12 protein-coding genes are annotated in these 11,646 nt (G+C 65.1%); 4 read left to right on the plus strand and 8 right to left on the minus strand.

Features of this window, described 5'->3' with window-relative positions:
• From JN279_RS14480 to argE, 6 genes are all read right to left on the minus strand, one after another.
• Window positions 1-1,458: an NAD-dependent succinate-semialdehyde dehydrogenase gene (locus JN279_RS14480; RefSeq protein ID WP_202353105.1), complete on the minus strand. Its 1,458-nt coding sequence runs from the start codon at window positions 1,456-1,458 to the stop codon at window positions 1-3.
• Between the two features lie 17 nt (window positions 1,459-1,475).
• Window positions 1,476-2,519: a tartrate dehydrogenase gene (locus tag JN279_RS14485; protein WP_096457665.1), complete on the minus strand. Its 1,044-nt coding sequence runs from the start codon at window positions 2,517-2,519 to the stop codon at window positions 1,476-1,478.
• Between the two features lie 10 nt (window positions 2,520-2,529).
• Window positions 2,530-3,993 (minus strand): aldehyde dehydrogenase family protein, encoded by a 1,464-nt coding sequence (locus JN279_RS14490; RefSeq protein ID WP_202353106.1) that lies wholly within the window; start codon window positions 3,991-3,993, stop codon window positions 2,530-2,532.
• 147 nt (window positions 3,994-4,140) lie between these two features.
• Entirely contained in the window at window positions 4,141-4,494 is a 354-nt protein-coding gene (locus tag JN279_RS14495; protein WP_202353107.1) for a cupin domain-containing protein, read from the minus strand.
• 23 nt (window positions 4,495-4,517) lie between these two features.
• Entirely contained in the window at window positions 4,518-5,441 is a 924-nt protein-coding gene (locus JN279_RS14500) for a 2-hydroxyacid dehydrogenase (RefSeq protein WP_202353108.1), read from the minus strand.
• Window positions 5,442-5,451: 10 nt separating this feature from the next.
• On the minus strand, window positions 5,452-6,576 hold the full coding sequence (gene argE, locus JN279_RS14505; RefSeq protein WP_202353109.1) for an acetylornithine deacetylase: 1,125 nt from the start codon (window positions 6,574-6,576) through the stop codon (window positions 5,452-5,454).
• 239 nt (window positions 6,577-6,815) lie between these two features.
• Here argE and JN279_RS14510 point away from each other — a divergent pair, with 239 nt between their 5' ends.
• Complete coding sequence (locus JN279_RS14510; protein ID WP_202353110.1) at window positions 6,816-7,718, plus strand: GNAT family N-acetyltransferase; 903 nt, start codon at window positions 6,816-6,818, stop codon at window positions 7,716-7,718.
• 134 nt (window positions 7,719-7,852) lie between these two features.
• Here JN279_RS14510 and JN279_RS14515 read toward each other — a convergent pair whose 3' ends face one another.
• The gene (locus tag JN279_RS14515) at window positions 7,853-8,830 is read right to left on the minus strand and encodes a LysR family transcriptional regulator (protein ID WP_202353111.1); all 978 of its coding nucleotides are present in this window, start codon (window positions 8,828-8,830) and stop codon (window positions 7,853-7,855) included.
• 125 nt (window positions 8,831-8,955) lie between these two features.
• Here JN279_RS14515 and JN279_RS14520 point away from each other — a divergent pair, with 125 nt between their 5' ends.
• A complete protein-coding gene (locus tag JN279_RS14520) occupies window positions 8,956-9,111 on the plus strand; it encodes a DUF1127 domain-containing protein (protein ID WP_202353112.1) in 156 nt (51 codons plus the stop codon).
• Window positions 9,112-9,124: 13 nt separating this feature from the next.
• Here the strand turns inward: JN279_RS14520 and JN279_RS14525 are convergent, their stop codons facing one another.
• On the minus strand, window positions 9,125-10,012 hold the full coding sequence (locus JN279_RS14525; RefSeq protein ID WP_202353113.1) for a LysR family transcriptional regulator: 888 nt from the start codon (window positions 10,010-10,012) through the stop codon (window positions 9,125-9,127).
• 127 nt (window positions 10,013-10,139) lie between these two features.
• Between JN279_RS14525 and JN279_RS14530 the strand changes: the two genes are divergently transcribed.
• Window positions 10,140-11,381 carry an FAD-dependent oxidoreductase gene (locus JN279_RS14530; protein ID WP_202353114.1) on the plus strand — a complete coding sequence of 414 codons (1,242 nt, stop codon included), beginning with the start codon at window positions 10,140-10,142 and terminating at the stop codon, window positions 11,379-11,381.
• Between the two features lie 12 nt (window positions 11,382-11,393).
• Entirely contained in the window at window positions 11,394-11,645 is a 252-nt protein-coding gene (locus JN279_RS14535) for a sarcosine oxidase subunit delta (protein ID WP_202353115.1), read from the plus strand.
• The last annotated feature ends 1 nt before the right edge of the window (window position 11,646 follow it).

Raw genomic sequence — 11,646 nt, forward strand, 5'->3', positions numbered from 1 at the left:
TCAGCCCAGCCCGCCCATGTGAAAGCTCTTCATCTCGAGATATTCCTCGATGCCGGCCTGCGCGCCCTCGCGGCCGAGGCCGGACAGCTTGACGCCGCCGAAGGGGGCGACTTCGATCGAGACCGAGCCGGTGTTCAAGCCCACCATGCCGAACTCCAGCGCCTCGCCGACGCGCCAGGCGCGCCGCAGATTCTCGGTATAGAAGTAGGAGGCGAGGCCGTAGGGCGTGCCATTGGCCAGCGCGATCGCTTCCTCTTCCGTCTCGAACCGGAAAAGCGGCGCGACCGGGCCGAACGTCTCTTCGCCGGCGAGCTGCATGTCCTTGGTGGCGCCGCTCAGCACCAGCGGCGCGACATACTGAGGGCCGTCGGGCAAGGCCGGCTTCTCGGTGATGATTACAGCACCCTTGGCGAGCGCGTCCTCGACGTGGCGGTTGATCTTCTCGACCGCCGCCATGTTGATCATCGGCCCGATGGCGACGCCGGGCTGTGTGCCCGGCCCCACCGTCATGGCGTTGACGCGAGCGGATAGCTTGGCAGCGAAGGCGTCGTAGACACCGGCCTGAACGAGGATGCAGTTGGCGCAGACGCAGGTCTGGCCGCCATTGCGGAATTTCGAGACCAGCGCGCCCTCGACGGCGAGGTCGAGATCGGCGTCGTCGAAGACGATGAAGGGGGCGTTGCCCCCGAGTTCGAGGCTGAGCCGCTTCACGCTGTCGGCCGCCCCGCGCATCAGCAGCGAGCCGACCCGCGTCGAGCCGGTGAAGGAGATCTTGCGGACGGTCTCGTTCGCCATGATTTCGTTGCCGATCTCGGTCGGCATGCCGGTGACGATGTTGATGACGCCGGCAGGGATGCCGGCGCGCTCGGCAAGCGCGCCGAGCGCCAGCGCCGAATAGGGGGTGAACTCGGACGGCTTGATCACCACGGTGCAGCCGGCGGCAAGCGCCGGCGCGACCTTGCGGGTGATCATCGCATTGGGAAAATTCCACGGCGTGATGATGCCGCAAACGCCCACCGGCTCCTTCAGCACGATGATGCGGCGGTCTGGTGTGGGCGAGGGGATGGTGTGGCCGTTGATGCGGCGCGCTTCCTCGGCGAACCATTTGACGAAGGACGCGCCGTAACGGATCTCGCCTTTGGCCTCGTCCAGCGGCTTGCCCTGTTCCGTGGTCAGGATCAGCGCGAGATCGTCCAGATGCGCCAGCATCAGCCCATGCCAGGCCTCCAGCAGGATAGCGCGCTCGGCGTTGGTCTTCTTCTTCCAAGCCGCATAGGCGGACGCAGCGGCCTCTATGGCCGCACGGGTCTCCAGACCGGCCATGTCCGGTACGGTGCCGATGGCCGCCTGCGTCGCCGGATCGATGACATCGACGGTCTTGCCGGAGCCGGCGGCGACCCACTCGCCGCCGATCAGGCCGGCTTCGCGGAAGAGGCTTTTGTCTCTGAGGTTTTTCATTGAAATCGACCTTGCAATCAGGTGAGCGCCGCGACGACGGCGGCGGTGATGGCTTCCGTACGGTCCTTGCCGGGAATGGTGCCCATGCCTCTGGCGGTTGCGGCTTCGACCGCCTTCATGACGCGGCCGGCCGCGGCCTTTTCGCCGAGATGATCGAGCATCATGGCGCCGGACCAGATGGTGGCGATCGGATTGGCGATGCCGAGATGCGCGATGTCGGGCGCCGAGCCGTGCACCGGTTCGAACATGGATGGCGCCGAGCGGTCGGGATTGATGTTGGCCGAGGCGGCGTAGCCGAGCCCGCCCTGGATCGCCGCGCCGATGTCGGTGAGGATATCGCCGAACAGGTTGGAGGCGACGACCACGTCGAGGCTCTCCGGCGCCATGATCATGCGGGCGGCGAGCGCATCGACATGATAGCTGGTCACTTCAACGTCCGGATAGTCCGCCGCCAGCTTTCGCGTGATCTCGTCCCAGAACACCATCGAGTATTTCTGCGCGTTGGACTTGGTGACGGAGGCCAGTTTGCCGCGCCTTGTCCGTGCCTGTTCGAAGCCGAAGCGCAGGATGCGCTCGACGCCGGCGCGGGTGAAGATCGAGGTCTCGACGGCGACCTCGTCCAGCGTGCCTTGATGCACGCGCCCGCCGGCGCCCGAATATTCGCCTTCGGTGTTCTCGCGGATGCATAATATGTCGAAACCTTCCGCCCGCAGCGGTCCTGTGACGCCCGGCAGCAGGCGGTGCGGCCGGATGTTGGCGTATTGCACGAATGCCTTGCGGATCGGCAGCAAAAGGCCATGCAGCGAAACGGAATCCGGCACCTCCGCCGGCCAGCCGACGGCGCCGAGAAGGATGGCGTCGAAGCCGCGCAAGGTCTCGATGCCGTCCTCAGGCATCATGCGGCCAGTCTCCTTGTAGAATTTGCAGGACCAGGGGAACTCGGTTGCGGTCAAGGCAAAGCCCGCGTGTTTGGCTGCGGTCTCCAGCACCGTCCATGCGGCGGCGGTGACATCGCGGCCGATGCCGTCACCGGGGATCAGGGCGATCGAATAGGACTTCATCGGCATCTCTCTAGAGGCTTATCAGGACGCTCTTGGTCCTGCGGTTGGCGAGATAGGCCTCGCGGCCGAGATCCTTGCCGATGCCGGAGCGCTTGTAGCCGCCGGTCGGCAGGATATGGTCGCGCGAGCGGCTGTAGCGGTTGACCCAGACGGTGCCGGCCTCGAGCTTGCGCGCGAAGCGGATCGTGCGGGACAGGTCGGCGGTGAACAGGCCGGACGCCAGCCCGTAGGTCGGATGGGAAGACAGCGCCAGCGCCTCCTCCTCGGTCTCGAAGGTCTGGACGGTCAGGACCGGGCCGAAGATTTCCTCGACGATCGCCGGATTGGCCTGGTCGACATCGGCGATCAGCGTCGGTTCGTAGAAATAGCCTGGGCTGTCCATGACGCCGCCGCCGGTCAGGCATTCGCCGCCGGCCTCGATCGCGGCCCGCACGATGCCGTCGACGCGCGCCCGCTGCCGTTCCGAGATTATGGGCGAATACTGCGTCGCCTCGTCCCAGGTCGGGCCGGGCCGCACCGCCTTCATCTTCTCCAGGATCGCGGCCGTCAGCCTTTCGGCCACGCTCCTCTCGACGATCAGACGCGTGCCGGCGACGCAGGCCTGGCCGGCATTGAAGGTGACGCTGCCGGCGATGGCCGTCGCCGCCTTGTCCAGATCGGCATCAGCAAAGACGATCTGCGGGCTCTTGCCGCCGAGTTCCAGCGTCATCGGCTTGACGCCGGTGCGTGCGACATTCTCCATGATCGCCGAGCCGGCGCGGGTCGAGCCGGTGAAGCTGACCTTGGCGATCTCGGGATGGCCGGTCAGTGCCGTGCCGGTCGTCGGACCGTCTCCAAGCACCACGTTTACAAGCCCTGCCGGCAGACCCGCCCTGACGGCGAGTTGTGCCATGTAGACTGCCGAAAAGGGCGTCATTTCCGACGGCTTCAGCACGACCGCATTGCCCGCGGCCAGTGCCGGGCCGAGCTTCCAGCCGGCCATCGAGATCGGGAAATTCCAGGGCGTGATCGCGCCGACCACGCCATAGGGCTCGCTCATGATCATGCCGAGAGTGGCGTCGTCGGTCGGCACGAGCTCGCTGCCTTCCTTGTCGGCGAACTCGGCGAAGAAGCGGATTTGCTCGGCGGTGATGGCGATGTCGCCGGCGATGAGCTGGCCGACGGGCCGGGTCGAGCACAGTGCCTCTATCCTGGCCAGCGTTTCGGCTTCCGCCTCGATCAGGTCGGCCCAGGCCTGAAGCGCCTTCGTCCGTTCGCGTGGCCGAACGTTGCCCCAGTTGCTGGCCTTCAGCGCCGCCTTCGCGCTCTCCACCGCCCGGTCGACCATATCGACGCCGGCCACAGGGCAGGCGGTGTAGGCTCCGCCATCCGACGGGCGGTGCATCTCGATCGCACCCTCGGCCGCGATCAGCTCCCCGCCAATGAAATGGCCGACGGGAAGGGAGACGGTATCGGGGTCGAAGCTCAGGCCCATGGCACCCACTCTGGACTGTTCTGCAGGAGCCTAGCGCGGGCTCTGGCGCAGCATGCACCGTTCGACGATCGGTCGCGGATGATTGTTGTGTGCCGGCGATGACAGACGGCAAAATCTGTTGCGGAGGCCGGCGCCTCCGCGCTCCCGTCACCCTACGGTTACGTAGATCTTGCGGACCGTTTCGATGGTCTTCCAAATCCCGGTGAAGCCAGGTTTCATCACAAAGCTGTCGCCGGCGCGGTAGGTCACCGGCTTGCCGCCGTCGGGCGTGATTTCGATCACACCGGAGAGGATGTGGCAGAACTCGAAAGTCTCCCCCTTGATCGAGCGCGTTTCCCCAGGCGTCGCCTCCCAGACGCCGGTATGGACGAGGTCGCCCTTGGCGACGTCCTGCGCCCAGGTTTTGAAGGCGGGGTTGCCGGCTATCAGCCGTTCGGGCAGTGCCCCGGATTCGCGCGGCGGGAAGGTCGGGCTGGTATCGACGGTCTTGAGCAGGGACAAGGGATGGCCTTTCATGTTGAATTTCAATAGCCGCGCGACCGGTCGACGAGCCCGATGGGATCAAGACCGACGCGGTAACGCCTGATGTTTTCGATAACGGCCAGCGCGGCGCTGGCGGGCTGGGTGACGCTGGCGACATGCGGGGTCAGGATGACCTTCGGATGCGACCAGAACGGATGGCCCAAAGGCAGTGGTTCGGGATCGGTGACGTCGATCATCGCCGCCGAAAGATGGCCGCTGTCGAGCGCGGCGACAAGGGCTTCGTGGTCGAGCTGCGGCCCCCGGCCGGTATGGACGAGCGCTGCGCCCTTGGGCAGTTTCGCAAACAGCTCAGCATCGAGGAAACCGCGTGTCTCCTCGGTCAGCGGCAGCAGGCAGATCAATACGTCGCTGACGGCGAGCATCTCGTCGAGCCCGAGCTCGCCATGATGACAGGTCACGCCCTCGATCCGCCGGGGCGAGCGGCTCCATCCGGCGCGCGGGAAGCCGAAGGGCTTCAGGCGGTCGAGGACGGCTTGGCCGAGCTGCCCGAGGCCGAGCACGCCGATCCGGCGCGATCCGGCCTGGAGCTGCGCGATATCAGCCCATTCACCGGCGCGCTGCTGTGTCAGATATCCAGGCAGGTTACGGTGGAGCGCGAGCACGGCAAGCGTCACATATTCCTGCATCATGCGCACGATGCCGTCCTCGATCATGCGCACGACCTTCACATTCGCAGGCACCGCATCGAGGTGAAACTGATCGACGCCGGCGCCGATGGAAAACAGGATTTCCAGGTTGCTGTAGCGGGCGAGATTATCCGGCACGGTCCAGCTGATCAGATAACGCACGGTGTCGGGATCGACCGTCGCGGCATCCATCGTGAAAGGGACGTCCGGCAGTTCTCTCGCGAAGGTATCGGCGAAGATCGCCCCGCGGCGTGCATCGGAATTGAACAGGAATGTCATTCCGGTTTCCTCACGTCGCGCAGCGGGCGCCCAGCGTCTCGATCATTCGCTGGCAGGCGGCGAGTTCGCTGGTGACAATGTACTCATCCGGCTTGTGGGCGCGGTCGATGTCGCCGGGTCCGCAGATGATCGCATCGAGCCCCACGGCCTGGTAAAGCCCGGCCTCCGTGCCGTAGCTGACGGCGGCAAGCGGCGCTTCGCCGGTCAAGGTATGCAGCAGTCCCGCAAGTGGTGCGTCTGGCGGCAGCGACATCGCCGGATAGGCGCTCATCGGGCTCCACTCGACGCGAAAGCCATCGGCCGCGAGCGCCTCTGCGCGTGCCCTCACAGGTGCCAGCAGGCTCGCCGGGTCGACGCCAGGTATGGCGCGCGCCTCCAGGTCCAGACTGCAGATGCCGGGAATGATGTTGACCTGATGTCCGCCCGCCATGACGCCGGCCTGCAGCGAGGAGTAGGGCGGCTCGAAGGCCGGATCGAACGGACCGTTTGTCAGCCGCTCGGCTTCGCTCACGGCCGCGCTCAGCGCAGTGGCCATGGCATGGATGGCGTTGAGCCCGAGATCGGGTCGGGAGGAATGGCCGGAGCGTCCGTTGATGACCACGCGGGCGGCTGCCTTGCCCTTATGGCCGCGCACGGCACGCATTCCGCTCGGCTCGCCGACGATGACGCCGAGCGGCCTCGCGCAAAGTTCGGGAAGGCGGGCGATCAAATGCGGCACGCCGCGGCATCCCACTTCCTCGTCATAGGAGAAGGCGAGGTGGATTGGCCTGGCAAGGCGCAGCCGCGCCAACGCAGGCACGGCAGCGAGCACCGCGGCAAGAAACCCCTTCATGTCCGTGGTGCCACGTCCGTAGAGCCGTTCGCCGTCGCGGCGCAGCGCGAAAGGGTTCGAACTCCATTGCGGCTCGCTGGCGGGAACAACGTCCATATGGCCGGACAGGACATAGCCCGGAACATCTACGGGGCCGATCGTCGCGAAAAGATTGGAACGATCGCCTTCCGGTCCTGGAAGCACGGTGACCCGTGTTCCGTGTTCCTCGAGATAGGCCTCGATCCAGCCGGCGATATCGCCATTCGGCCTGCCAGCGACCGATGGAAAGGCGACGAGACGATCGAGGATGTCGAAGACGTCCATTCCAGCCCTCAAAGCGTTTCGGGTTCGCCGGGATCGGTGCCGTCGACCATATGCTGCTAGATTTCCAGAGAGAGTGTGTGCATTCTTTCGCGATTGCGTGCCGAAAGCTGAAATGTTTCAGTTGAATCTTGCGTTGCTGCTCGGCTTTCGAGCTAATCGTACCGGTCCGCTCGTTTAGCGTTGGCGGGCAGAGGGTGGCCATCAGTGTGCCGCGCCGAGTGCGACAATCTTTTAGGGGCATGGACTTGAAGCCGTCCGGAAGCTTGAAAATCGACACTTTCTCGATGCGGATCGGCGACATCGAAGGCGTCGAACTGGACCGCTTGCACGCGCACTCGCTCGCGGTGGGATGGCCGCATCGCGCCGAGGACTGGCAATTCCTGCGTGAATCGGGAGAGGGGTTCGTGGCGCTCGACGAGATCGGCCGGGTTCTCGGTTCGGCCATGTGGTTCGCGCATGGCGCCGATTTCGCCACTGTGGGGATGGTCATCACCTCGCCGCGACTGCAGACGCTGGGGGCGGGGCAATGGCTGATGAAACGGGTCTTCGAGAAGGTCGCCGGGCGCGATCTGCGCCTTAATGCCACGCGCGCGGCAAGGCGGCTCTATCTGTCGCTCGACTTCCAGCCGGAGAAGACCGTTTATCAATGCCAGGGCATCGCCCGCTTGCAGACGACGGGCAGGCCGGCAAATATTCGAGGCGATGTGCGGATTTTGGACGCAAGTGATATTCCTGCCGTGATCGCGCTCGACGCGGCAGGATTTGGCGTGAGGCGGGCGGCGCTCATCGAAAGGCTTTTCGCGCACTCGGCCGGCTATGGGCTTTTCAAGGGCGATACGCTGACCGCTTTCGCGCTCTGCCGGCCGTTCGGGCGGGGCCATGTCGTGGGGCCGGTCGTGGCGCAAAGCGACGCCGACGCCGTGGCGGTCGTCCGGCCGCACGTGGCCGACCATTCGGGGTCTTTCCTGCGGATCGACACCCACATGGACAGTGGCGAGTTCGCAGCCTTTCTGTCGCACAGTGGAATGCCGGTTTTCGATACGGTGCTCACCATGTCGATGGGCAAAGTCCTCACCGATTTTGCCGTCGGCGGTGCAACCGCGCCGGTGACCTATGCGCTGGCCAGTCAAACTCTCGGATAGTTCAGCCCCGCAGGCCGGCCCTGGCGATGCTGGTCAAGGTCCAGAAAGCCGGCGCAAGGCGGCCGCCACCCGGCTGAACCTGATAGCCACCTGCGCGCGAAATCGGCATTGTGGGCCGGCTCATTGCCTGAGGCTTACCGGATCGGCGTTTCGCCGCGAAACAGCGGCTGGTGCGCTTGCATCAAGGCGGCAATCCGGCCGGCGACTTTTCGGACCGGCGGGGAATGGCGTTCCTCGTGATGAGTGACGATCCATTGGTCGGTTTCGAGTTCAGGGATGGGCTGGGCGACGCGAACCAGCCGCGGGTCGCTGTCGCCGACGAAGCACGGAAAGACCGAAAGGCCGGCGCCGGCGGCCACCAGTTCGCGCACCGAATGGGTGTTGTTGCCGCGCACGGCAATGCGGTCGCCGTGATGGGCTTGCAGCCAGCGCGCCGAAGCGATGTTTGCGCCTTCGCCGGTGACGCCGACGAACAGGCCGGCGGCGATGCCGTTGACGAGGTGGCGTCCGGAATAAAGCGCGTGGGCGACCTTGCCGCTCTGCCGGCCGGCCAGCCACTGCTCGGTCGGCCGCTCGCTGCGGATGCCGATGTCGGCGGCACGGCGACCGATGTCGACCCGGCCGGTGGTGGTGACGAACTCCACCCTTATGCCGTCATCGACCGTCCAGACCTTGTCGATATGGGCTGATATGAAAGCCGAGGTCCATGGCCCGGCCGAGACGCGGACAATGCGGTCGGGCAAGGTGCCTTCGCGCCAGCGGGTCAGCGATTGCATCGCCGCCTCGACGTCCTCGGCGCGCCGCAGCAGTTCTTCCCCGACCGGGGTCAGCCGATAGCCGGTCTGCTGACGCACGAACAGCGGTTCGCCGATCTGCTTCTCGAGCGCGGTGACGCGTCGTCCAAGCGTGGCTGCGCTGAGGCGCGTGGTTGCCGTCGCCGCGCTCAGGCCACCCAGCCGCGCAACGTCGAGAAACAGCCGAAGATCGTCCCAGCCAATATCCATTTTGCAGAAATGAAAAATGCCTTGCGACCTTGGCTGTAGCGCGAAGCGGGCGTGATGCGCAAGTATCCGGGTGTTGGCGGCATTGGACAATCCCGCTTGGCGGGACACTGGCAGGCACCCCGGTTGGCCGGGAAGCCAGTGCAATCCTTTCGATCATGCAAGCGCTTTGCACAGATGCTTTGCGTTTTCGATTAGCCAAACGCGCGGGCATTCCCCGCGCCAAGGAGACGATCATGTTGTACGAACTTCGAGACCGCTTTACCCGCTGGCTTGTCTATCGCCAGACGCTTGCAAGCTTGCGGCGGGTTCCGGACAGCACTCTGGCGGATGCCGGCATTTCCCGTTCGGAGATCCGCCAACATGCCCGCTACGCGAGCCGGCGCCGCTGAAGCAATGCTCGATCTAGCGGTGGAATGGTATCTCCCCTGACAGCCATTGCAGGAACAGCGTCGCGGACCGCGAAAGCCGGCGCTGTTGATTGGGCACCGCATGCAGGGCAACGGGCAGGATTTCCCCCGGGCCGAACGGCGCCACCAGCCGCCCCGAGGCCAGGTAGCTTGCCGCATAGGTCGACATGACGGCGGTGATGCCGCCGGCGCATGCGGCTATCTCCAATGCCGCTGCCGCATTGTCGGCCTTGATCGGCGCCTTTTGCGGCGCGATGCCGATGTTTTCCTTCTTCGCCCAAAGGTCCAGCAGCTGCATCCTGCCCTGCACATAGATGAGCCGTGTGGTGTTGAGCCAGTTTGCGCTGGGCTTCGCTGCGGCCTTGCGGCCAGTCTCGGGGTCGCAGAGCAGCATCAGCCGCTCTTGTCCCAGTTGCACGGCACCCGATACAGGCTGCAGCGGATCGAGCGCCAGAATGCTGAGATCCGCCAGCTCAACGTTGGGGTCGGTCCAGATCGTGCTGTTCAGCCGCACCTCGATGCGCGGATGGGCAGCGGAGAAACCAGCCAGGTGCTGTGCGAGCCACAGCGTGACGAAGCTGAGCGGGGCTGAAACGGTCACGCTGGTCTGCGCCTGTGCGCCCAGCATCCCTTCGGTCGCCGCTTCGGCCCGATCCAGAGCCTCGGCTATTCCCGGCAGATAGGCCGTGCCGACTTCGGTGAGTTCCAGGCCATTGCTGCGCCGGTGGAACAGCGGCCGGGCGAAGAATTGCTCCAGCGCCCGAACCCGTTGGCTGATCGCCGCCTGGGTGCAATTCAACTCCTCGGCGGCCCGGGTGAAGCTCAGATGCCGCGCCGCCGCTTCAAAGGCTTCCAGATAAATGAGATGCGGCAGGTTTCGCATGGAGACCCCATTTAAGTTTCTCATGCACTACGAAAACGAGGTCACTGGGTAAAGAACGATTTCTTGCGCCAGGTCGGCGTGGCGGGTTTTCTGACGTCCATTCCCAGCCGCTGAACCGCAGGAAACCATGCCTTTCTCTCTGCTGAAATACGGCCTGCGTTCCAGGCATGTTCCCTTTCGCGACATCCCTGCGACGCCGGACCTGAAACGATCCTACGATGTGGTGATCATCGGCGGCGGCGGTCATGGTCTCGCGGCGGCTTACTATTTGTCCAATGTACATGGCGTCCGCAATGTCGCCGTGCTGGAAAAGGGCTATCTCGCCGGTGGCAACACGGCGCGCAACACCACCACGATCCGCTCCAATTACATGACCGAGGAATCGGTCCGCTTCTACAAGGAAGGCGTCGAGCTGTTCGAGACGATGTCGCGGGATCTCGGCTTCAACGTCATGTTTTCGCAGCGCGGGCAGCTGACGCTCGCGCATTCCGAGGCGACGCTGCGCAGTTTCCATCTGCGTGCCGAGATGGGCAAGCATATGGGCACAAGGATCGAAGTGGTCGATGTCCAGACGGTGAAGGAACTTTGCCCGCATCTCAACCTCGATCTCGGCGGTCAGCACGAGGTGATGGGCGGGCTCTGGCATGCCGATGGCGGCACTGCCCGCCATGATGCCGTGGCCTGGGGCTATGCCAGGCATGCCGGCGCGCGCGGCGTGGAGATCCACCAGCGCACTGAGGTGATCGGCTTCGAGCAGGCGGGCGACCGGGTCACCCATGTCAGGACGAACCGCGGCACGATTGGCGCAGGCCAGGTGCTGCAGGCCGTCGGCGGACTCAATGGCCAGGTCGCCGCCATGGCGGGCATCCGGCTGCCGATCCGCTGCTTCCCGCTGCAGGCGATGGTGACGCAGCCGCTGAAGCCGTTCCTCGACATACTCGTCTCGTCGGCCAATCTGCACACCTACCTGGTGCAGTCCTCGCGTGGCGAGATCGTCATCGGCGGCGGCTCAGATCCCTACCAACTGGCCTCGACGCGCTCGACGCTCGACCAGAAGGAACATCTCGCCGAAGGCGCGCTGCACCTCTTCCCCTTCCTGCACAAGGTCAAGCTGCTGCGGCAATGGGCGGGGATTACCGACATGACGCCGGATTACAGCCCGATCATGGGCGCCTCGCCGTTGCGGAACTACTGGCTCGACTGCGGCTGGGGCACCTGGGGCTTCAAGGCGACGCCCGTGGCCGGCAAGCGCATGGCCGAGACCATCGCCACCGGGCGCGTGCCCGATGTCCTGAAACCATTCGACCTCCGCCGGTTCGACAGCTTCGCGCTGCTGAACGAGATGGGCGCCACGGCCGCCAGCCACTGACGAGTGCTCCCGATGAAGCTTTTGACCTGCCCGGTGAACGGGCCACGCAACATCACCGAATTTCAGTATCTCGGGCCGGTCCGCGAGGCCTGCGCCGATGAGCCCGAGCAACTGATCGAAGCCCTGTTCTACGCCGAGAACCCGCTCGGCGTGATGCGGGAATGGTGGCGGCACACACCGTCGAACACGGTGCTGATCGCCGAGCGCCACACCGTCAGCGACCAGATCCTGGCCACCTATCTCCCCAATCGAAAGCCTGCCTGAC

Source organism: Mesorhizobium sp. 113-1-2 (genome assembly GCF_016756475.1).
Lineage (GTDB): Bacteria > Pseudomonadota > Alphaproteobacteria > Rhizobiales > Rhizobiaceae > Mesorhizobium > Mesorhizobium loti_C.

Excerpts from the sequence above, each read along its gene's own strand:
- JN279_RS14490 (WP_202353106.1), bottom strand. The coding sequence starts at position 3,993 with ATGGGCCTGAGCTTCGACCCCGATACCGTCTCCCTTCCCGTCGGCCAT.
- JN279_RS14485 (WP_096457665.1), bottom strand. The coding sequence starts at position 2,519 with ATGAAGTCCTATTCGATCGCCCTGATCCCCGGTGACGGCATCGGCCGC.
- JN279_RS14480 (WP_202353105.1), bottom strand. The coding sequence starts at position 1,458 with ATGAAAAACCTCAGAGACAAAAGCCTCTTCCGCGAAGCCGGCCTGATC.
- JN279_RS14525 (WP_202353113.1), bottom strand. The coding sequence starts at position 10,012 with ATGCGAAACCTGCCGCATCTCATTTATCTGGAAGCCTTTGAAGCGGCG.
- argE (WP_202353109.1), bottom strand. The coding sequence starts at position 6,576 with ATGGACGTCTTCGACATCCTCGATCGTCTCGTCGCCTTTCCATCGGTC.
- JN279_RS14535 (WP_202353115.1), top strand. The coding sequence starts at position 11,394 with ATGAAGCTTTTGACCTGCCCGGTGAACGGGCCACGCAACATCACCGAA.
- JN279_RS14530 (WP_202353114.1), top strand. The coding sequence starts at position 10,140 with ATGCCTTTCTCTCTGCTGAAATACGGCCTGCGTTCCAGGCATGTTCCC.
- JN279_RS14500 (WP_202353108.1), bottom strand. The coding sequence starts at position 5,441 with ATGACATTCCTGTTCAATTCCGATGCACGCCGCGGGGCGATCTTCGCC.
- JN279_RS14510 (WP_202353110.1), top strand. The coding sequence starts at position 6,816 with ATGGACTTGAAGCCGTCCGGAAGCTTGAAAATCGACACTTTCTCGATG.
- JN279_RS14520 (WP_202353112.1), top strand. The coding sequence starts at position 8,956 with ATGTTGTACGAACTTCGAGACCGCTTTACCCGCTGGCTTGTCTATCGC.